The organism is Methylobacterium sp. 1973, assembly GCF_040545035.1.
GTDB lineage: Bacteria > Pseudomonadota > Alphaproteobacteria > Rhizobiales > Beijerinckiaceae > Methylobacterium > Methylobacterium fujisawaense.
This window is the reverse complement of the sequence record NZ_JBEPLA010000021.1, coordinates 1-20,348: the sequence shown is the minus strand read 5'-3', so window position 1 is coordinate 20,348 and position 20,348 is coordinate 1. Positions and strand designations below refer to the sequence as shown.

Genomic DNA, 20,348 nt, shown 5'->3' with positions numbered 1-20,348 from the left:
GCGCCCACGCTTTCACGGCGTCATGGTATTTGTATACATGGGCCCTGGACCGGGTGTTCGGACGATCCGGCCGGCGGCATACGACTCATCCCGGACGGAGCGATCCGGGACAACAAGAAGGCTAAGAAGATGGCGGGCGAACGCGCACAGAACCTTCAGGACACGTTTCTCAACCATGTCCGCAAGAACAAGATCCCCCTGACCATCTTCCTCGTCAACGGCGTCAAGCTGCAGGGCGTCGTGACGTGGTTCGACAATTTCTGCGTGCTGCTGCGCCGGGACGGGCATTCGCAGCTGGTCTACAAGCACGCGATCTCCACGATCATGCCGGGCCATCCGGTGCAGCTGTTCGAGCCGGACGAGACCGCCGAGAAGGCGTGAGGGCTCGTCGCCCCGGGCGCCCGGGGCGAGGCCGGCGGATCGGACCGACCGAGGCCGCTGCCGAAGCTGGGACCGGTCCGGGGCTGTCGCCCGGGGCGAGGGCGGCCTCCGGACCGGTGCCGCCGCGCGGCCTGGTTCCCGATGCCGTCGCGGATATCCGCCACCGCCCCGGCCCGGCATATTGACCCGGCATCTTGGCTGAGGTCGCCCGCATCCCCATTCTGTCGGATCCGACCTCTCCAACGAAGCCGCCGGCCTCCCGGCGGTCACAAAGGCTGCATGAGCGAGACGCTGACGTCCGGCGAAGCCCGCCTCCAGGCGCAGGCCGCCCCCGAGGGCGAGATCGCCGCGGCGACCCACACCCTGGTGATCGGCCCCTATCTGGCCCGCGGCGCCTCGGGGGCCGGGCAGGGGGGCGGGCAGGGGGCCGCCGCGCCGTCCCGCTCCGTGGAGGCCCGCCTCGACGAGGCCACCGGCCTCGCCGCGGCCATCGAACTCGACGTGCTCGAGAGCCTCGCCGTCAGCCTGCCGCGGATCCGGCCCTCGACCTATCTCGGCAAGGGTCGGGTCGAGGAGATCGCCGGCCTGATCCGCGCCCGGGAGATCGGCCTCGTGGTGATGGACTGCGCCCTGTCGCCGGTGCAGCAGCGCAACCTGGAGAAGGCCTGGGGCGCCAAGGTCATCGACCGCACCGGGCTGATCCTGGAGATCTTCGGGCGTCGCGCCTCGACGCGCGAGGGAACCCTTCAGGTCGAGCACGCCCACCTCGCCTACCAGAAGTCACGCCTCGTCCGGTCCTGGACCCACCTGGAGCGCCAGCGCGGCGGCTTCGGCTTCCTGGGCGGCCCCGGCGAGACCCAGATCGAGGCCGACCGGCGCATGATCCAGGAGCGCATGACCCGGATCGAGCGCGACCTCGACGCGGTGGTCCGCACCCGCGGCCTGCATCGGCAGAGCCGGGCGCGGGTTCCGTATCCGATCGTGGCGCTCGTGGGCTATACCAACGCCGGAAAATCCAGCCTGTTCAACGCCTTGACCCGAGCCGAGGTCACCGCCAAGGACATGCTGTTCGCCACCCTCGATCCCACCGCCCGGGCGACCAAGCTGCCCCACGGCGAGACCGTGATCCTGTCCGACACGGTGGGCTTCATCTCCGACCTGCCGACGCCCCTGATCGCCGCCTTCCGGGCGACGCTGGAGGACGCCATCGAGGCCGACGTGCTGCTGCACGTGCGCGACGTCAGCCACGTCGATTCCGAGGCCCAGGCCGAGGATGTCGGCGAGGTGCTGCGGGAGCTCGGCATCGAGACCACGGCGGACCGGATCATCGAGGTCTGGAACAAGGCCGATCTCCTCGACGACGACGAGCGCACGCGGCTCCTGAACCTCAGCGGCCAGGCCAAGGCCCGCAACGACCGCGACAGCGCCGCGCCGGTCCTGGTCTCGGCGGTCACCGGGGAGGGGCTCGCCGCCCTGACGGCCCGGATCGAGGCGCGGATCGGGCGCAACCGCGCGAGCTTCGCGGTGGCGCTGCCGCCGGAGGACGGGGCGGCGCTCAACTGGCTGTACGAGAACGCCGAGATCCTCGACCGCCGGTCGGAGGCCGACGGCACCCTGCATCTCGCGGTCCGGATCGCCCCCGAGAAGGAGCCGCGCTTCCTCAACCGCTTCGCGGCGGCCCGGCGCCTCGGCCGGGGCGGTTGATGGCCTCCGGCAGCTTCGGCAATCCACCACTTCCCGGCCTGCAGACCATGCGGGCGCCGGCGGCGGGCCGGGCGGATCCGGGATCGGACGACGAGGCGGTGCTGCGGGCCATGCAGGCCGGCGGCGGCCTGCGCCTGCTCGGCCTGCGGATCGTGATCGTGCTGGTGCTGCTGATGGCGGCCCAGGCCTATGACGGCTCGCTGCATGCCCTGAGCCACTGGCTCATCCTCGGCTTCTACGGCCTCGGCACGGTCTGGTTCGGTCTCCGGGAGCGGGGCGGCGGCCCCGCGGCCAACGTCTACAGCTGGGCCGGCACCGGGCTCAACGCCGGTCTCGCCGTCTACGTGATCATCGAGCACATGCTGGCCGGCGGCGGGGCCGGTCTCGGCGCCGACGCGGTGAGCCGCCTGCCCGCCTTCCTGCTCCTGCTCCAGACCGGCCTGAGCATGCGGGTGGCGCAGACCCTGCTGTTCTGCGGCGTGGTCACCCTCTGCTGGAGCGCGGCCTTCCTGGTCGGGCTGCTGCATCCGGACCTGTTCCCGAACGCCGAGACGTTTCCGACCGCGCAGCTCACCGGGCTCGCCACCTTCATGGCGGCGGGCCTCCTGGTGGTCGACGGCATGATCCGCCTGCGCGCGGCGGTGGCGCGGGCCCTGCGCATGGAGCACGAGCGGGCCCAGCTCGCCCGCTTCGTGCCCGACACGGTCGCCCTCGATCTCGCCGCCGAGGACGGGGATTCCGGCCTCGGCATCCACCGGCGCCACGCCTGCCTGATGATCCTCGACATCCGCGGCTTCTCGCGGCTCTCCCGCGAGCATCCGCCGGAGGCCATGGTCACGGCCCTGCTGGCGGTCCGGGCGGCCGCCCAGGCGGCGGTGGCGGAGCAGGGCGGCCTCGTCGACAAGTATATCGGCGACGCGGTGCTGGTGCAGTTCGTCGTCGGCCACCCCGACGCCCAGGCCCGGGCGGCGCTTGCCTGCGCCCTGTCGATCCGCGACCGGATCGCCGCCCTCAACGCGTCCCGCGCCCGGGAGGGGCTGTTCCCCCTGCGGGTCGTGGTCGCCCTGCACGCGGGCGACCTCCTGGTCGGGGTCTTCGACGACGGGGTGCGGGCCGAGTACACGGTGCTGGGTCCGGCGATGAACGCCCTGGCGCGGATCGAGACCCGGGCCAAGGCGGCCGAGATCGAGCTCGCCGCCTCGGGGGATTTTCTGGATCTGCTCGGCGGCGTGCTCCCGGCCGGGATCCGGGCCGTGCCGGTGCCGGACGCCGCCCTGCCGGAGCCCCTCACCCTGGCGGCGATCACGGTGGCGCCGGGCGCCTGAGGCGGCCCGGGCAGGACCGGGACTACGGCACGCCGATCGCATTCGGTCTCGCCCGGCCGCTTCCGGCGCCGCAGGGTGCCGGAATCGCGCGGATTGAGGCTGGCGGGCCGGGCGTCTTCTGCTACGTCCGCCGGATTGTCAGCCCACCGTGCGTGGGCACGGTGCCACGAGGAAACGATGCTGGGATCGAAGCGGGGATCGAAGCGGGAATCGGGATGGTTGGGGCGGCTCGCCCTAGGAGCCCTGGCGGCCCTGGCCGGCGCCGTGCCGGTGCGGGCGCAGGAGACGGCAGCCCCGAAGGCGCTCCCGCCCCTCGTGTTCACCGGCATCCCCGATCAGGACGAGAGCCGCCTGATCGAGCGCTTCGGCAAGGTCGCCGCCTATCTGGAGGCCAAGCTCGGCGTGCCGGTGCGCTACATCCCGGTGAAGAGCTACCCGGCGGCGGTCACCGCCTTCACCAACGGGCAGGTGCAGCTCGCGTGGTTCGGCGGCTTCACGGGCGTCCAGGCGCGCAAGGCCGTGCCGGGCGCCCAGGCGATCGCGCAGGGCGCCGAGGACGCGGCGTTCAAGACCTACCTCATCGCCAACGCCGCCACGGGGCTGAAGCCCGACAAGGCCTTCCCGAAGGACATCGCGGGCAAGACCTTCACGTTCGGCGCCCGCGCCTCGACCTCCGGGCGGCTGATGCCCGAGTATTTCATCCGGCAGGCCTTCCCGGGGCAGAGCCCCGAGCAGGTCTTTGCCCGGGTCGGCTTCTCGGGGGATCACAGCCGCACCATCCAGCTGGTCCAGTCCGGCGCCTTCGCGGTGGGCGCCGTCGACTACTCGGTCTGGGACCTCGACGCGAAGGCCGGCAAGGTCGACCGACAGGCGGTCTCGGTGATCTGGGAGAGCCCGGCCTTCCCCGACTACCAGTGGACCGTGCGGGGCGACGTGGAGCAGACCTACGGCGCCGGCTTCACCGAAAGGCTGCGGGGGGCGCTCGTCGGCATCACCGACCCGGCGATCCTGGAGCCGTTCGGGCGCTCGAAGTTCATCCCCGTGACCAACGCCGCCTACGAGCCCCTCGTCGCGGTCGGACGCTCCACCGGCCTGCTGGACTGACGTCCGTGGCGAGCGGCGCGCAAGCCCGAGCGGCCATCGTCCTCCGGAACGCCTCCGCATCCTATGGCGGGCGTCCGGTGCTTTCGGGCCTCGACCTGACCGTGCGGGCGGGGGAGCGCGTCGCGCTGATGGGCCGCTCCGGGGCGGGCAAGTCGACCCTGATCGGCCTGATCCACGCCCAGGCGCCCGAGCAGGTGGCGCTGGTGCCCCAGGCCGCCGCCCTCGTGCGGCCGCTCTCGGTGTTCCACAATGTCTATATGGGCCGCCTCGACCGGCGCTCGACCCTGCACAACCTGCGCACCCTGGTCCGGCCGGCCCGGGCGGACGTCGCCGCGGTGGAAGCGGTCCTCGACCGGGTCGGGCTCGCGGACCGGCTCTGGGCCCGGGCCGGCGAACTCTCCGGCGGCCAGCAGCAGCGCGTCTCCGTGGCCCGCGCCCTCTACAACGGCCGGCCGATCCTGGTCGGGGACGAGCCGGTCTCGGCGCTCGACCGCCAGCAGGGCGCGCGGATCCTCACCGAGCTGGCCCGCAGCCACGAGACCCTGATCCTGGCGCTGCACGACGTGGCCCTGGCCCTCGCCCAGACCGACCGGATCGTGGTGCTGGAGGCCGGCCGGATCGTCCTCGACGCCCCGTCGGCCGGCCTCGATCCGGCGCGGCTCAACCCGTTCTACGCGGCCGCCTGATGCGCAGCCCCGCCTTCCTGCCGCGGCCCGGCTACGCGGCGGTGAGCCGCTGGTTCCTGGCCGCGGCGCTCGCCGGCCTGCTGGTGGCGGACCTGCAGGTCACGACGCTCCACCCCTTGGCCGACCTCGCCCGCCTCCTCGGCGGCCTGATCCGGCCCGATTTCCCCGCGGTGGAGGGCTGGAGCGTCGTCTACACCGTCGCCTTCGCGATGCTCGGCGTCGGGCTCGGCGCCGGGACGGGGCTGCTGCTGGCGATCCCCTTCGCCCGCTCGCGCACGGTCCGGCTCGCCTGCGCGGGCGTCCGCGCCGTCCACGAGCTGTTCTGGGCCCTGCTGCTGATGCAGGTCTTCGGGCTCTCGGCGACCACCGGCGTGCTCGCCATCGCGCTGCCCTATGCGGGGATCTGCGCCAAGGTCTATGCCGAGCTGATCGAGGAGGCCGACCTCGCGGCCGTCCGGGTCCTGCCCGCGGGCACCGGCGCGGTCTCGGCCTTCCTGTACGCCCGCCTGCCCGAGGTGGCCGGGCGGATGCGCGACTACACCCTCTATCGCCTGGAATGCGGCCTGCGCTCCAGCCTCGTGCTCGGCTTCATCGGCCTGCCGACCATGGGCTTTGCCTTCGAATCCGCCTTCCGCCAGGGCCGCTATGCGGAAGCCGGGGCGCTGCTCCTGATCTTCTACGCGCTGATCGGCACGCGGCGGCTCTGGGTGCGGGCCCGGACGCTGCCTCTCCTCCTCGTCGGATCCGTGCTGGCGCTGCCGCCCACCGTCGGCAGCGCGGCGATCGGCCCGAGCCTCGCGCGCTTCCTCGGCCACGACATCGTGCCGGCGCCGCTCCGGGACGCCGCCCTCGCCGAGCCCGAGACCTGGGTCCGGCTCTGGTCCTGGCTGCGCCCGATCCTCGCCGGGCAGGTCCTGCCCGGCACCGCGCAGACCCTGATCCTGGCGCAGATCGCGCTGGTGGCCACCGCCCTCGGGGCGCTGGTCCTGTTCCCGCTGACCGCGCGGCGCTTCGCCGGACCGATCGGGCGGCCCCTCGGGCGGGTGCTGCTGGTGGTGGTGCGCTCCACGCCGGAATACGTGCTCGCCTATCTCGGCCTGCAGCTCCTGGGCCCCTCGATGCTGCCGGCGATCCTGGCGCTTTCGCTGCACAATGCCGGGATCGTCGCCTACCTGATGGGCCGCCACGCCGACGCGATCCCCTACCGGGCCGACGCGCCCCGGGGCCTCGATCTCTACGCCTACGAGACCGTGCCGCGCCTCTACGGCCAGTTCCTGGCCTACCTGCTCTACCGCTGGGAGCTGATCCTGCGGGAGAGCGCGATCTTCGGCATCCTGGGTGTCACGACGCTGGGCTTCTACGTCGACGCGGCGATCTCGGAGCTGCGCCTCGACGTGGCCGTGGCGCTGATCGCCGCCACCGCCCTGGTGACGGTGGCGGTCGACGCCCTCTCCCGGGCCCTGCGCCGGTCCCTGCGGATCGACGCCCTGCCGACCCGGCTCTCCGGGCCGCAGCCGATCACCGGGGCGGAGCCGACCTGAACGGGATCGGTGACGCCGGCCCGGACGGGGCGCCGGCCGGCGATCCGCGGCGCGAACCGAACCCGGGTCGCCCGGAGCCTGCGCCGGACCGGGACCGTGAAACCCGGGCGCCCCGCCTCACCACTTGTAGCTGATCTTCGCCAGCACCCGCCGGGCATCGCCGTAGAAGCAGGAATTCTGCGCCTGGCAGGAGGAGACGAAGCGCCGGTCGGCGAGGTTCGTGGCGTTCACCTGGAAGCGCCAGTTCTCGTAATCGTAGTGCACCTGAGCGTCGAACAGCACGTAGTCCGGCAGGCGCAGGGTGTTGCCGACGTCGGCGAAGGAGCGGCCGATGTAGCGCACGCCGCCGCCGAAGCCGAAGCCGCGCCAGTCGCCGGTCGGAATCGTGTAGTCGAAGAACAGGTTGGCGAGGTTTTCGGGGGTGTTGACCGGCACGCGCCCGAGCTGGTCGACGGTGCCCCGCACGGTGTTGATCCCGAAGACCGTGAAGGAGCCGACGACGTTGAGGCCGTCGAACAGGTTGGCCACCAGCTGCGCCTCGAAGCCGGTGGAGCGCACCGCGCCGAGCTGGCTCTGGAACAGCGTGTTCGCCGGGTTCGGCGTCAGCACGTTGTTGCGGTGGATGTCGAAGCCCGCGAAGGTCAGGAAGTAGCCCTGGCCCGGCGGCTCGAACTTGACGCCGCCCTCGATCTGGTCGCCCGTCTCCGGCTTGAAGGTCTGGCTGTTGATGTCCGTGCCGATCAGCGGCTGGAACGAGGTCGAGTACATCACGTACGGCGCGAGGCCGAAGTCGAAGTTGTAGATCGCCGCCGCCCGGTAGGTGAAGGCGCTGTCGTTGCGGCCGTTGCTGTTGGCGGGGGTCAGGCGGTCGTAGACCCGGTTGTCGACGAAGTCCTGCCGGCCGCCGAGGATCAGGCTCAGCTCCGGCGTGAGCTTGATCTGGTCCTGGAAGTAGAGCCCGACCTGCTGGAACGAGTCGGCGTTGATCAGGTACGGCGAGGCGGAGACCGTCTGCGGACCGTAGACCGGCGCGAGGATGTTCAGGTTCGGGGCCGGGAAGCCCGAGGCCTGGTTGTCGTGGATCTGGAAGTTCCGGTACTCCACGCCCATCAGGAAGTCGTGCCGGAAGAAGCCGTCGGAGAACTGCGCCTCGGCCTGGGTGTCGACGTCGAGCTGGGCGACCTTGGCGTGGTCCCGGAACAGGTAGCGGGCGAGCTGCGTCTGCTGCGGATCGGCGTAGCCGAGCTGGCCGATATAGGAGTTCTGGTAGCTCTCCGCGAAGGCGTAGCGGGCGTTCTGGCGGACCGTCCAGGTCTCGTCGAAGGCGTGCTCGAACTCGTAGCCGATGAAGGCCTGGTCGCGCCGGAAGGTGTTGAAGCCGGCATCGCCGACGTTGAGCGCGCGCGGGATGCGCAGGCCCAGCGCGGTCGGCTTCACCGTCCCGTAATAGGGCAGGAAGTTCGAGGTCACGGCGGAGTTGTCGCGCTGGAAGCTCGACAGGATCGTGAGCCGGGTCGCGCCGTCCGGCTTATAGGTGAAGGCCGGGGCGATGTAGTAGCTGTCGTCCGGCGCCCCCTGGACCTGGGTGCCGCCGTTGCGGGCGTAGCCGGTCAGGCGGGTGAACCAGTGGCCCTCCCGATCCGCCGGGCCGCCGACGTCGAAGGCGGCGTAGCGCTGGTCGAAGGAGCCGCCGCCGACCTCGATGGAGCCGAACGGCGTCTCGGTCGGGCGCTTGGTGACCTGGTTGATCAGGCCGCCGGGATTGCCGGCGCCGAACAGCACCGCGGCGGGGCCGCGCAGCACCTCGACGCGCTCCAGCCCGTAGGTGTTGACCCGGTAATATGCGAATCCGTAGTTCAGGAGCTGCAGGCCGTCGCGGTAGAGGCCGTAATCGCTCGCCACGAAGCCGCGCAGCTGGAAATAGTCGAGGCGCGAATCCGCGCCGAAGGTGCCCGCATAGGTGCCGGCCACGTACTGGGTCGCCTGCTGCAGGGTCTGGGCGTTCTGCGTGTCGATCTGCTGGCGGCCCACGACGGTGATCGATTGCGGGGTCTCGATCAGCGGGGTGTTGGTCTTGGTGGCGGTGGCCGAGCGCCGGGCCACGTAGCCGTCGATCGGGCCGGTCGGGCTCTCCACGGCGCGCGCGGGCGCCCCGGCGCGGACCGCGGAGGCCGGCCCGCCGCCGCCCTGGCTCTCCACGCTGAGCTCCTCGAGCTGCACGCTGCTGCCGGCCGGCGCCGCGGCGGCACCGCGGCGCGGCGCGGCGTCCTGCGCGCGGGCCGGGCCCGTCGCGGCCTGCGCCAGGACGGCCAGGGAGGCGCCGGCGAGGAGGGTGCGCAGGGTGACGCGCCGGACGATGCCCGTGGCGCCGGGGAGGGGGTGGGCGGCTCTCATGATCTCTTGCCGGATGCGACGCTGCGGGCAGCCGGCCGCGTTCGCCGGATTCGCCCCCGACGTGTCGGCCGCGCTGTTTAGAATCGTGATAAACTACTGTAATACTTGATCTTTCCAGCCCCGGACTACGGGCAGCCGGGCGCGGCCGCAAGCAGCCTTCGCGCGGAAGACGAGGGCTGTTGCCATTTCAACACGTATCGGTGGTGCAGCGACCGGGCCCGCGGCCCGGCGGCCCGGGGCTACTTCACGCGGCCCGCGATCCAGCCGGCCAGGACGTCCGCCACGGCGTCGCTGTTCGTCTCCAGCATCATCATGTGGCCGTTGCCGTGGAGGCCCTGATCGGCCAGCCGGACCACGTCGGGCTTGGCGCCGGCCTGGGTCAGGAAGGCGATGGTGCACTCGTCGTAGGTGGCGTGGAACGAGGCCTCCGCGGTCACCACCACGGTCGGCACCTTCGCGAGGTTCGGCAGGGCCCGGACGGGCTCGCCCTGCAGCCAGCAGCGGATCCGCCCGTCGCCCCCCTTCGGGTCGCCCCCCTTGGCGTCAGACCCTTTGGCCTGCTGCGCCACGATCAGGTCCTCGGGGGCCTTGACCGGGGGATCGAAGGTCAGCGGCATGCGGGTCAGGCCGTAGGCCCGGGCGCGCCCGTCCCCGGTCTTCTCCCAGAACTCCTTGCCGCCGCGGAACTGCACGTCGAAGAAGGGCGGGCCGTTCGGCTCGACGGCGACATGCGCCTTGACGAGGTCCGGCCGCGCATCCGAGGCGGCCCAGCCGAACAGGGCCGCCTGGCCGTGGGTGATCAGGATCGCCGGACCGATCTTCTCCAGCAGGGCCAGCAGGGCGGGATCGACCAGCTCCTCGGTCTGCTGGCTGTTGGCGAGGAAGGGGACTTGGCTGGCGAAGAACTGATCGAAGGCGGCGTTGCCCGGCACGCCCGCCCCGCCCGGCCAGCGGGTGTGGAGCTTGGCCTGCGGGTACAGGTCGTAGACCTCCGGGGCCGTGTGGGTGCGCTCCAGGCTGCGGGTGCCGAGCCGGTCGTAGGGGCCGTAGACCTCCGGGTTGGTGCCCGAGCGCCCGCGCCCGACCTGGTCGACCACGTAGACCGGGTAGCCCTTCTCGACGAAGCGCTGCACCCAGCCCGGGCGGCCATCCGCGGTGGCGAGGTAGTTCACGCCGGTCTGGGCGAGGCCGTGGACCATCACCACCGGGTAGGCTTGCGTGATCCGGGCCGGGCTGCGCGACTGCACGAACATCTGGCCGACCATCACGGTCTTGTCGCCGAGCTTCTGGTAGCGGCCGCCGATGTAGAAATAGCCGGCGCGCGTCACCGGCTCGGACGGTCCCGCCGGGGCGGAGGCGGGCGCCACGCTCTGGGGGGCGGCGGCCTGCGCCGGCGGCGGGGCCGGGACAGGGCCCTGGGCCCGGGCCGGCCCCGCCGCCAGTCCCGCCGCCAACCCGGCGGCCAGCCCGGCAGACAGGCTCAGCCCCTGAACGGCGAGCAGCGCCGCGCGGGCGCCGTTCGCGATGCCGTTGCCGGCCATGCCGTCTCTCCCGGATGCGCGCCACTCAGCGCGGGCGCTTATTGCGGGAAACGCAACGTTCGGCCAGCCGGGAAAGCTGCACCATCCCGCCCGCGATGTCCGCAGCGGGGTCGGGCGAAGCGTCACGGCAACCGGATCGCGGCCGAGCCCGGCCCCCGGCGCATGCCAGGCGCGCCCGCGGCGGTGCTGGCGCGGCGCGGGTGGCACGCCCACCTTGGGATCGCATCGGCGCCGCTACGCGCGCCCCTCGCCCGGATCACCCGCGGCGGGGCAAAGCCAAGGACTCCAGCCGTGGATCCCGCAACCGCCAAGACCCTGGTTTCCGCCGCCCTGGTCGCCGCCATCAGCCTGTTCAGCCTGGTGTCGCTCCAGGCCTTCGTCGCTCAGATCCTCGCGGACCTCCGCGACGCCGGGTCCGCCCCCAGGGCGGTGCCGGTCCCGGTCCGCGTCGACCGCCGGATTCCGCCGCAGGCCTGATCGGTCCGAGCGGGCGGCGTCAGCCCCGTCCGCCGGGATCTTCCGACGGATGCCGGTCAGGTCCCCTCCTGCCGGGCCCGCTCGCGCAGGATGAACTTCTGCACCTTGCCGGTGGAGGTCTTGGGCAATTCGCCGAACACCACGTGGCGGGGGAGCTTGTAGGAGGCCAGCCGCCCCCGGCACCATTGGATCAGCTCGTCGGCACTGGGGGATGCGCCGGGCTTCAGCTCCACGAAGGCGCAGGGGGTCTCGCCCCATTTCGCATCGGGCTTGGCCACCACCGCCGCGGCGGCCACCGCCGGGTGCTTGAACAGGGCGTCCTCCACCTCGATCGACGAGATGTTCTCGCCCCCCGAGATGATGATGTCCTTCGAGCGGTCCTTGAGCTGCACGTAGCCGTCCGGGTGCTTCACCCCGAGGTCGCCGGTGCGGAACCAGCCGCCCTTGAAGGCGGCCTGCGTGGCGGCGGGATTCTTGAGGTAGCCGCGCATCACCACGTTGCCGCGCATCATCACCTCGCCGATCGTGGCCCCGTCGGCGGGCACCGGCTCCATCGTCTCAGGGTCGCGGACGTCGAGGGCCTCGAGCACCGGATAGCGGACGCCCTGGCGCGCCTTCTTGGCCGCCCGCTGGTCGGCCGCCAGGGCGTCCCAGTCGCCGTGCCAGGCATTCACAACCGCCGGCCCGTAGCTCTCGGTCAGGCCGTACAGGTGGGTCACGTCGAACCCGGCCTCCGACATGCCGGCGAGCACCGCCTCCGGCGGCGGCGCGGCGGCGGTGAAGAACGCGACGCGCTTGTGCAGGTCGCGGCGCTCGGCATCGGAGGCGTTGATCAGCATCTGCATCACGATCGGCGCCCCGCAGAGATGCGTGACCCCGTGCTCGTCCATCAGCCGGTACATGGCCTCCGCCCGGACCTGGCGCAGGCAGACATGGGTGCCGGCCACCACCGACAGGGTCCAGGGGAAGCACCAGCCGTTGCAGTGGAACATCGGCAGGGTCCAGAGATAGACCGGGTGCTGGCCGAGCCCGCCCGTGATGACGTTGCCGAGCGCCAGCAGCGCCGCCCCCCGGTGGTGGTAGACCACGCCCTTCGGGTCGCCCGTGGTGCCCGACGTGTAGTTCAGGGCGATCGCGTCCCACTCGTCGTCCGGGAGACGCCAGTCGTGCTCCGGGTTGCCGCCGGCCAGAAACGATTCGTAGTCGGTCTCGCCGAGGCGGGCGCCGGGGCCGTCGTATTCGGGATCGTCCACGTCGATCACGAACGGCTTGGTCTCCAGCCCCTCCAGCGCCGCGGCGGCCGTGCGGGAAAATTCGCGGTCGGTGATCAGCACCGTGGCCTCGCCGTGTTCCAGGCAGAAGCGGATCGCGCCGGCGTCGAGGCGGGTGTTGAGGGTGTTGAGCACCGCCCCGGTCATCGGCACGCCGTAGTGGCACTCGATCATCTCGGGGGTGTTGGCCAGCAGCGCCGCCACGGTGTCGCCCCGGCCGATCCCGCGCGCCGCCAGCGCCGAGGCGAGGCGGCGCGCCCGGGCGTAGAGGTCCCGGTAGGAGCGCCGCAGGGGGCCGTGGACCACCGCCACGTGCTCGGGAAACACCCGCGCGGCCCGGTCCAGGTAGAGCAGGGGGGTCAGCGGCTGGTGGTTGGCCGAGACGCGGTCGAGGTCGCGGTCGTAAATCGTGTCGCGGGCCATCCCCGTCCTCCCGGCAAAATGTTGCCGGGACCGTAGCTTGCCGGGACGGGCGCGATCAATCGGGCGGGCGCGGGCATCCTCAGTGGCGGGGCTCGTCCTCGGGCTCGGGCAGGAAGCGGGCGAGTTCGAAGCCGATCTCGATCATCAGGTGCTCGATCCGGTCGGTGAGGGTCGGCCGGTGCAGGGCGCGGGCGAGGTCGCGCAGGGCGATGATGTGCTCGGCCATCCGGTTCACCACCCGCTCGCTCTGCACGAGATTGGCGGCCTGCTCCTCGGTGCGGTCGATGGCGATGCCGCGCCCCCGGGTCGCCCCGCCGGCGGGGTCCCGCTCGATCCGGCCGCGCATCAGGAGCGTGCGGATCCCGGTGCGCGTGTCGCGGGTGCGGAACTCCGCCTCGACCGGACCGCCGGTCTCGGCCATCGCGTGCAGGTAGCTCTCGATCCGGATGCGGTCCTCGGGATGGGTGTGATCGAGGAAAACCTCGAGGGACACCCCGCCGGCGGCGGCCTCGGGGTCGAGGCCGAGCAGATCCGCGAAGGTGGCCGAGAGCGCCAGCTGCCCCGCCCAGTAATCGTGGGCCCAGGTGCCCACGACGCCGGAGGCTTCCAGAACGGCTTGCGGGATCGGGGCTTCGGCCGCGCCAGTCCGCGCCGGGGCGACACCCGCTTTTAAACTTGAGGTTTTCACCCCCATCGGACTCCTCGTCTCACCCGCGCTCACGCTACGGTATCCGAGCGCCGCTGGAAAGGCTGTTAACTCTCTATATGCTAAGAATCTTAACCTGAAGTTTAGATGGATAGCCTGTGGCCGCATTGGGCCTGGATCTTCGGAACGACGCGCCGTCTTAACGGGTCGTTAACCATGTCGGCCGCAACCTGCCTTGGGACATCCTTGGGTCACAGGATCGCGGCACGCCGCAAATTCCATACCTGAGGTTGATCCAGACGGCGCAGCGACCGGCGGTCGCGGGCGCCCGAACGGATGCACGGGGCCTTCTGGAGGACGCCCAGGATGAAAGCGATCACCTTCGTCACGCAGAAGGGCGGCAGCGGCAAGAGCACGCTGTGCATCTCCCTGGCGGTGGCCGCCCGGGAAGCCGGCCACACGGTCTGCATCCTGGAGATGGACCGGCAGGCCACGATCTCCGACTGGCTCGACCACCGCACCGCCGACGGCCCCGAGGTGGCGCAGATCGACGCCACCCAGATCGACGCCGTGATGGAGCGCCTGCGCGAATCCGCCTACGATTACGTGTTCATCGACACGCCGGGGGTCGATTCCACCGGCACGCTGTCGGCGATCCGCGCGGCGGACCTGTGCATCATCCCGTGCCGGCCGACCCCCGCGGACCTGCGGGCGTTCAAGCCGACCTTGGCCGCCGTCTACCGGCTGGAGAAGAAGTTCGCCTTCGTGCTGAACCAGACCCCGCCGCGCTCCTACCGGGTCCGCGACGCCGCGGACGGGCTGGCGGTGCTCGGCATCCTGCCCGACGTGAACATCGTCGCCCGCACCGACCACCAGGACGCGATCGGCCTCGGGCAGGGCGTCACCGAATTCAACCCGAAGGGCCAGGCCGCCGGGGAGGTCCGCCGCCTCTGGTCCTGGATCGAGCGCCGCACGCAGCCCCTGAGGACGGGTCAGCATGTCCAAGCCGCCTAAGCTCAGCCTCGCGGCGATCGTGGCCTCGGCGAGCCCGCAGGTGAAGCCCCTCGCCCGATCCGCGCCGGCGGTCCGGCCGCAGGGCGCCGAGATCGTGTCGTTGACCCTCGCGCCTCCGGTGCCGAAGCCCGCGGCCACGCTCAAGCAGCGGGCCCGCCAGATGTCGGTCTATCTGGAGCCGCCGGTCTACGACCAGCTGCGCGACCTCGCCTACGCCGAGAGGACCAAGATGCACGCCCTGATTCTGGAGGGCCTCGACCTGCTGTTCAAGCAGCGCGGCGCCCAGTCGATCGCGCAGCTGACCGACGCGCAGTCCCGCTGAGGGCAGGCGGCTCCGCCTCCCTCCCCCGCGGCGGGGAGGGAGATGCCCTCTGGGAGAGCCTTTTCCCTTCTCGAACAGCCTTTTATGCGTCGATCCTGAGATCACGCACGAACCGCCCGGCACCGTCGGGCGCAGCGCCTGAACCCCGACCTCCGGCAACGTTCAGGCTTCCTTTACGCGATCCCTACAATTCTGGGTGGACCCGGCCGCGGGCCTCTTGGCGCGTCCGGATCCGGTCCGGTTCGGGCCCCGGCCACGCGTAGAGTTTGGTGACCCCCACGATGGTGCGCACGACGCTTCCCCGGCCGGCGCGCCTCGCCCTGCGGCTCATGGCCGTCTCGGGCGTGGCCCTGGCCACCGCCAACTGCGCCACCTCGCCCCAGCAGAAGCTCGCCGCCGGGAACGGTATCGACCCGAAATACGGGGTCAAGGCGAGCCCGCGCCTCTACAACGAGGGCGACGTGATCCCGAAGGGCGGCGGCCGCCGCTACACCGGCAAGCCCTACGTGGTCGCCGGCCAGACCTACGTGCCGAAGGAGAATCCGAACGGCTACGTGCGCGAGGGGCTCGCCTCCTGGTACGGCTCGGCCTTCCACGGCCGCATGACCGCCAACGGCGAGGTGTTCGACCGCCACTCGATCGCCGCCGCCCACCCCACCCTGCCGCTGCCGAGCTACGCCCGGGTGACGAACCTCGACAACGGCTACTCGATGGTGGTGCGCGTCAACGACCGCGGCCCCTACCATGCCGGGCGCGTCATGGACGTGTCGGAGGAGGCGGCCGACGCCCTGGGCTTCCACCGCAAGGGCACCGCGCATGTGCGCGTCGAATATGTCGGCAAGGCCTCGGTGGCCGGCAGCGACGACCGCAAGCTGCTCGCCAGCCTGCGCACCGACGGCCGGCCGGCCGGCCGCTCGACCGTGATGATGGCCGATCTCGGCCCGACCGAGGACACGGAGCGCTACACGCGCTCCGCCCCGGCGCCGCTGGCCTTCCGTCCCGCCCAGGATTCCGCGTCGGAGCCCGCCGAGACCCCGGCCGCGCGGCCCGAGAGGACGGCGCCGGTGCGCGCGCCGATCATGCTGGCCTCCGCCGCCATGACGGTCCCGGCGGCCGTGCAGCCCACCGCCCCGCGGGTGCGGGAGTTCCGGCCCGCCCCCGTCCAGACCGCCGCCGCCAAGGGTGGCGGCGTCGGGGCCGGCAGCCTGAAGGTCGCGGGTCTCAACCCGGCCCTCGCCCAGGGAGCGCCCCAGGCGCACGGGCATGCCGCCGCCGGGACAATCGCCTCGAAACCCGGCGCGGCCGCCCGTCCGGCGCTCGCCGAGGTCCACGGCCGGGGGGCTCCGGCGCCCGGCCCGACGAAGCTCGCCAAGGGCCCCTCCGCGCCGCCCTCCGCGCCGCTGCCGGCCTCGGCCAAGCTCGCCATGGCACGCCTCGCCGCCGTGCCGGCCAAGCCCGCGGCGGCCGCGCCGTCCAAGGCGGCGCCCGGCAAGTCCGCGGCGCCTGCCAAGTCCGCAGCGCCTGCCAAGTCCGCGGCGCCCGGCAAGGCGTCACCGAGCAGGATCGCCGCCCCTGCCGGCGCCCATCACGCCCGCCTGGCCGGGATCTACTGACGCCGCCCGCGGCGTCGGCCATCGGGGCCTCGGCCGGATCCCGGCCGGGTCTCGGCCGCCGATGCGGCATTTCGCGTTCGATCCGGCGCCGAAACCGTAATATGGTCACGCTTGTTATTGGGATACGGCCGGGATGCTTCCGGGCCGGCGGCAGGCGTGGGACGGAACGGTGATGCGCAGACCCCTTCTCACCCTCCTCGCGGCCGCCTGCGCCCTGGGCGCCGGCCTCGCCGCCGCCGCCGCACAGAGCTTCCAGACCGCGGCCCCGCACGCGATCCTGATCGACGCCGATTCCGGCTCGGTCCTGTTCGAGAAGGCCGCCGACGAGCGCTTCTCGCCGGCCAGCATGGCCAAGCTGATGACCACCGACATCGTGTTCGAGGCGCTGAAATCCGGCCGCCTCTCCATGGACACGGAGTTCACCGTCACCGAGGACGCGTGGAAGCGCGGCGGCGCCGGCGGGGGCGGCTCGTCGATGTTCGCGCAGGTCAACAGCCGCATCAAGATGGCGGACCTGCTGCGCGGCCTGATCGTGCAGTCGGGCAACGACGCGGCGATCACCATCGCGGAGAACATGGCCGGGTCCGAGGAGGCCTTCGCGGGGCTGATGAACCAGCGCGCCAAGGAGATCGGGTTGACGAACTCGACCTTCCGCAACGCCACCGGCTACGCGGCGCCCGACCAGAAGGTCACGGCCCGGGACATGGCCAAGCTCGCGCTGCACATCATCGACACCTACCCGGATTACTACAAGATCTTCTCCGAGAAGGAGTTCACCTGGAACAAGATCCGCCAGCAGAACCGCAACCCGCTGCTCGCCCTCGACATCGGCGCGGACGGGCTCAAGACCGGCTACCTGGAGGAATCGGGCTACGCGCTCACGGGCTCGGCGGTGCAGAACGGCCAGCGGCTCGTTCTGGTGGTCTCGGGGCTGAAGAGCGCCCGGGACCGCGCCTCCGAGTCGCGCAAGCTGATGGAATGGGGCTTCCGCGCCTTCGAGCCCCGGCAGGTCTTCACGCCGGGCGAGACCGTGGCCGAGGCCTCCGTGTATGGCGGCCAGTCGGGCTCGGTGCCGCTGGTGGCGAAGAAACCCGTGCGGGTCCTGCTGCCGCGCGGCTCCAGCGACCGGGTCAGCGCCAAGGTGATCTATACCGGGCCCCTCGTCGCCCCCGTGGAGGAGGGCCGGCGAGTCGGCGTCCTGCGCATCCAGCGCGGCGACACGGTCGCCCTCGACCAGCCCCTCTACGCCGGCGCCTCGGTGGAGCCCGGCACGCTGTCGCAGCGGGCGATGGATGCGGCGCTGGAATTCGGCACCGGCCTCGTCCGCAAGGCCCTCGACCGGGCCGGCAAGGGCGGCGACAAGGGTGGCGACAAGGGAACGGACAAGGGTGCTGCCGGGGCGGCCAACCCCTCGTGACGGCGCGCGCGTGACCGTGCTGCGGCTCCGGGATCCCGCGGAGGCGGGCGGCGCCTTCCTCACCTTCGAGGGGGGGGAGGGGGCCGGCAAGTCGACCCAGATCGCCCGCCTCGCCGCGACCCTGCGCGCGCAATCGGGCCGGGCCGTCTGCGTGACGCGCGAGCCCGGCGGCTCGCCGCGGGCGGAGGAGATCCGCACGGCCCTGCTCGACGGCGTCGCCAAGCCCTACGGCCCCTTCGCGGAAGCCCTGCTGTTCAGCGCCGCCCGGATCGACCACCTCGACCGCTTGATCCGTCCGGCCCTGCGCCGGGGCGAGATCGTGCTGTGCGACCGCTTCATCGACTCGACCCGGGCCTATCAGGGCGCCGCAGGCGGCCTCGATCCCGGGATCGTGGACGCCCTGGAGCGGGTCGTCGTCGGCCCGACCCGGCCCGACCTCACCCTGATCCTCGACCTCGCCCCCGAGGCGGGCCTCGCCCGCGCGGCCGGGCGCGGCGCCGGGACGGGACAGGGGGCCGACCGGTTCGAGGCCGAGGCCCTCGACTTCCACATCCGGCTGCGGGAGGCCTTCCTGGCGATCGCCCGGGCCGAGCCGGAGCGCTGCGCGGTGATCGACGCGTCCCGCGATCCCGACGCGGTCGAGGCGGCGATCCGGGCCGTCGTCGCGTCCCGGCTGCCAGAGCTTCTGCCCGACCGGCCGAAGGGGACGGGCAGAAGCGGCGATGCGGTGTGAGCGGCGGCGCTCCGCGGCCGGTTTGCGGCGTGCCCCGTCCGGGCTATCGTCCGGATGGAAACCGCCGCTCCCTGGCGCTGACCCGTCAAGGTCGAGCCGGCGCACGATCACGGGGTGCAGGGCGCGTCGGCGGTGGAACCTCCGCTCGCCCTTCGTTCCGCGCGCGAGAATGCCGGAGAGGCCCATTCTCGGCACGCAGGCTCGGCACGCCGGGCCGCGCGCGACCGGCACGGGGTGGGTCGGTGAGGCCCGGGCGAGGCCGGTGCGACCGGCCCAGGGGCGTTCCGAGGGGCGCTCTCGGGGGCGCTGGGCACCGCCCCCGTGGGCTTCCGGAAGCGCAGCGGTGCCGGAACCGCCAGAGGAGCGAAGGCTCGCATGAAACCCGTGGACCGCGCCGCCGACGACGTCGAGCCCGGAGACCTGTCGGGCATCCCGCGCCCGCGCGAGACCCTCGGGCTCGTCGGCCACGGGGCGGCGGCCGACGCCTTCGCGGCCGCGATCGCGGCGGGCCGCCTGCACCATGCCTGGCTGATCGGCGGCGCCCCCGGCATCGGCAAGGCGACGCTGGCCTACCGGGTCGCGCGCCGCCTGCTCGCCCATCCCGCGGGCGGCGGGCCGGCGGGCCTCGACGTGCCGGCGGACGATGCCGTCATCGGCAAGGTGGCGGGCCTGTCGCACCCGAATCTGGTGGTCCTGCGCCGCCACCGGACCGCCGGCACCAAGACGCTGCCGACCAAGATCTCGGTCGACATGGTGCGCCGGGCCCTCGACCTCTTCGCCTCGACGGCCACGGATTCCGGCTGGCGGGTCTGCATCCTCGACAGCGCCGAGGATCTCAACGCCAACGCCGCCAACGCCCTGCTCAAGGTCCTGGAGGAGCCCCCGCCCCGGGCACTGTTCCTGATCCTGTCCCACCAGCCCGGCCGGCTGCTCCCGACCATCCGCTCCCGTTGCCGGGTCCTGATGCTGCGCCCGCTGTCCCCCGAGGCGGTCGCCCAGGTGGTGCGCGGCCTGCCCGAGCCCTTCCCGCAACCCGACGAGGCCGCCCTGGCCCGGGCGCTGGCCCAGTGCGAGGGCTCGGTCGCCCGGGCGCTGGCGATGCTCGATCCGGTCACCGCCGGCCTCGTGGCCGAGATCGAGACCCTGCTGGCGCGGGCGCGCACGCCCGATTGGGGCCGGGTGCTCAAGCTGGCCGAGACCCTGGCGGGCCGCGACGCGGAGGCGCGGTTCGAGGCCGCCCAGGACGCGGTGCTGCGCTTCGTCTCGGCCGAGATCGACCGGCGCCGGGACGAGCCCCCCGCCCGCCTCGCCGCCCTGGTGGAGGTCGCCGACCGGTTCGGCCGCGCCGCCCGGGAGGCGGCGATCTACAACCTCGACCGGCGCCCGGTGATGCTGTCCCTGTTCGGGGACCTCGCCGAGGTGGCGTAGGGCCGGACGCGGCGGTGTCGCGGGCGATGGGCGCCGCGTGAGGCCGCCGCATCCCGTCGTCCCGGGGCCGCCCGGCGGGGCCTGGGATCCAGACACGCCGAGGCGGCACGGCCTCGCACGGACGGTGTTCCCGGGTCGCCCGGCTCCGGCGTGCCCCTCCGGGTCCGGGTTCGTCTGCGGCGCCCCGGGGTGACCGCGCGGATCGATGGGCGCAGGGCATCACCGCCCGGACGCGCCGCCCGCACCTTGACAATGTTCCTATTTTGTGCTTCCTGACCGCACCTGTCCGCGGCGTCCCGGGAGCGATCCCGGGGCGTCCTTCGGGGAC

Annotated in this window: 17 protein-coding genes; 13 read left to right on the top strand and 4 right to left on the bottom strand. The window is 72.5% G+C overall.

From position 1 onward, the window contains the following. Positions 1-129: 129 nt before the first annotated feature. From hfq to ABIC70_RS26400, 6 genes are all read left to right on the top strand, one after another. Complete coding sequence (gene hfq / locus ABIC70_RS26425; RefSeq protein WP_007563033.1) at positions 130-381, top strand: RNA chaperone Hfq; 252 nt, start codon at positions 130-132, stop codon at positions 379-381. Positions 382-660: 279 nt separating this feature from the next. Continuing rightward, entirely contained in the window at positions 661-2,085 is a 1,425-nt protein-coding gene (hflX, locus tag ABIC70_RS26420; protein WP_354441983.1) for a GTPase HflX, read from the top strand. Beyond that, entirely contained in the window at positions 2,085-3,410 is a 1,326-nt protein-coding gene (locus ABIC70_RS26415) for an adenylate/guanylate cyclase domain-containing protein (RefSeq protein WP_043389442.1), read from the top strand. Before hflX ends, ABIC70_RS26415 begins: the two co-directional genes overlap by 1 nt. Before the next feature lie 177 nt (positions 3,411-3,587). Next, positions 3,588-4,514 (top strand): putative selenate ABC transporter substrate-binding protein, encoded by a 927-nt coding sequence (locus tag ABIC70_RS26410; RefSeq protein ID WP_354441981.1) that lies wholly within the window; start codon positions 3,588-3,590, stop codon positions 4,512-4,514. 5 nt (positions 4,515-4,519) lie between these two features. Next, positions 4,520-5,200: an ATP-binding cassette domain-containing protein gene (locus tag ABIC70_RS26405; protein ID WP_179698571.1), complete on the top strand. Its 681-nt coding sequence runs from the start codon at positions 4,520-4,522 to the stop codon at positions 5,198-5,200. Then, a complete protein-coding gene (locus ABIC70_RS26400; RefSeq protein ID WP_354441979.1) occupies positions 5,200-6,741 on the top strand; it encodes a PhnE/PtxC family ABC transporter permease in 1,542 nt (513 codons plus the stop codon). The genes ABIC70_RS26405 and ABIC70_RS26400 overlap by 1 nt, the downstream gene beginning before the upstream one ends. 117 nt (positions 6,742-6,858) lie before the next feature. On the opposite strand, the gene ABIC70_RS26395 is transcribed toward ABIC70_RS26400, so the two are convergent. Then, on the bottom strand, positions 6,859-9,135 hold the full coding sequence (locus ABIC70_RS26395) for a TonB-dependent siderophore receptor (RefSeq protein ID WP_182592905.1): 2,277 nt from the start codon (positions 9,133-9,135) through the stop codon (positions 6,859-6,861). Positions 9,136-9,374: 239 nt separating this feature from the next. Continuing rightward, entirely contained in the window at positions 9,375-10,676 is a 1,302-nt protein-coding gene (locus ABIC70_RS26390) for an alpha/beta hydrolase (protein ID WP_354441976.1), read from the bottom strand. Between the two features lie 291 nt (positions 10,677-10,967). Between ABIC70_RS26390 and ABIC70_RS26385 the strand changes: the two genes are divergently transcribed. Further along, entirely contained in the window at positions 10,968-11,153 is a 186-nt protein-coding gene (locus ABIC70_RS26385) for a hypothetical protein (RefSeq protein ID WP_043354537.1), read from the top strand. 56 nt (positions 11,154-11,209) lie between these two features. Here the strand turns inward: ABIC70_RS26385 and ABIC70_RS26380 are convergent, their stop codons facing one another. Continuing rightward, positions 11,210-12,847 carry an acyl-CoA synthetase gene (locus ABIC70_RS26380; protein WP_354441974.1) on the bottom strand — a complete coding sequence of 546 codons (1,638 nt, stop codon included), beginning with the start codon at positions 12,845-12,847 and terminating at the stop codon, positions 11,210-11,212. A 79-nt stretch (positions 12,848-12,926) separates the two neighbouring features. Then, entirely contained in the window at positions 12,927-13,535 is a 609-nt protein-coding gene (locus tag ABIC70_RS26375; protein ID WP_354441972.1) for a PAS domain-containing protein, read from the bottom strand. A 324-nt stretch (positions 13,536-13,859) separates the two neighbouring features. Here ABIC70_RS26375 and ABIC70_RS26370 point away from each other — a divergent pair, with 324 nt between their 5' ends. The 6 genes from ABIC70_RS26370 (at position 13,860) to ABIC70_RS26345 (ending at position 20,020) form a co-directional block, all read left to right on the top strand. After that, positions 13,860-14,507 (top strand): division plane positioning ATPase MipZ, encoded by a 648-nt coding sequence (locus tag ABIC70_RS26370; protein ID WP_043354541.1) that lies wholly within the window; start codon positions 13,860-13,862, stop codon positions 14,505-14,507. Then, positions 14,491-14,829: a ribbon-helix-helix domain-containing protein gene (locus ABIC70_RS26365; protein WP_043354543.1), complete on the top strand. Its 339-nt coding sequence runs from the start codon at positions 14,491-14,493 to the stop codon at positions 14,827-14,829. Before ABIC70_RS26370 ends, ABIC70_RS26365 begins: the two co-directional genes overlap by 17 nt. 281 nt (positions 14,830-15,110) lie before the next feature. Next, positions 15,111-16,442: a septal ring lytic transglycosylase RlpA family protein gene (locus ABIC70_RS26360; protein WP_354442050.1), complete on the top strand. Its 1,332-nt coding sequence runs from the start codon at positions 15,111-15,113 to the stop codon at positions 16,440-16,442. 172 nt (positions 16,443-16,614) lie between these two features. Further along, positions 16,615-17,859, top strand: a complete 1,245-nt coding sequence (locus tag ABIC70_RS26355; protein ID WP_043354561.1) for a D-alanyl-D-alanine carboxypeptidase family protein — start codon at positions 16,615-16,617, stop codon at positions 17,857-17,859. A gap of 10 nt (positions 17,860-17,869) precedes the next feature. Beyond that, the gene (gene tmk, locus ABIC70_RS26350) at positions 17,870-18,592 is read left to right on the top strand and encodes a dTMP kinase (protein ID WP_078947163.1); all 723 of its coding nucleotides are present in this window, start codon (positions 17,870-17,872) and stop codon (positions 18,590-18,592) included. 375 nt (positions 18,593-18,967) lie between these two features. Then, complete coding sequence (locus ABIC70_RS26345) at positions 18,968-20,020, top strand: DNA polymerase III subunit delta' (RefSeq protein ID WP_043354545.1); 1,053 nt, start codon at positions 18,968-18,970, stop codon at positions 20,018-20,020. Positions 20,021-20,348: the final 328 nt, after the last annotated feature.

Coding starts and splice junctions, on each gene's coding strand:
- ABIC70_RS26390 (WP_354441976.1), bottom strand. CDS start 10,676: ATGGCCGGCAACGGCATCGCGAACGGCGCCCGCGCGGCGCTGCTCGCC.
- ABIC70_RS26415 (WP_043389442.1), top strand. CDS start 2,085: ATGGCCTCCGGCAGCTTCGGCAATCCACCACTTCCCGGCCTGCAGACC.
- ABIC70_RS26355 (WP_043354561.1), top strand. CDS start 16,615: ATGCGCAGACCCCTTCTCACCCTCCTCGCGGCCGCCTGCGCCCTGGGC.
- ABIC70_RS26380 (WP_354441974.1), bottom strand. CDS start 12,847: ATGGCCCGCGACACGATTTACGACCGCGACCTCGACCGCGTCTCGGCC.
- ABIC70_RS26345 (WP_043354545.1), top strand. CDS start 18,968: ATGAAACCCGTGGACCGCGCCGCCGACGACGTCGAGCCCGGAGACCTG.
- ABIC70_RS26370 (WP_043354541.1), top strand. CDS start 13,860: ATGAAAGCGATCACCTTCGTCACGCAGAAGGGCGGCAGCGGCAAGAGC.
- ABIC70_RS26400 (WP_354441979.1), top strand. CDS start 5,200: ATGCGCAGCCCCGCCTTCCTGCCGCGGCCCGGCTACGCGGCGGTGAGC.
- hfq (WP_007563033.1), top strand. CDS start 130: ATGGCGGGCGAACGCGCACAGAACCTTCAGGACACGTTTCTCAACCAT.
- hflX (WP_354441983.1), top strand. CDS start 661: ATGAGCGAGACGCTGACGTCCGGCGAAGCCCGCCTCCAGGCGCAGGCC.
- ABIC70_RS26395 (WP_182592905.1), bottom strand. CDS start 9,135: ATGAGAGCCGCCCACCCCCTCCCCGGCGCCACGGGCATCGTCCGGCGC.
- ABIC70_RS26365 (WP_043354543.1), top strand. CDS start 14,491: ATGTCCAAGCCGCCTAAGCTCAGCCTCGCGGCGATCGTGGCCTCGGCG.
- ABIC70_RS26410 (WP_354441981.1), top strand. CDS start 3,588: ATGCTGGGATCGAAGCGGGGATCGAAGCGGGAATCGGGATGGTTGGGG.
- ABIC70_RS26360 (WP_354442050.1), top strand. CDS start 15,111: ATGGTGCGCACGACGCTTCCCCGGCCGGCGCGCCTCGCCCTGCGGCTC.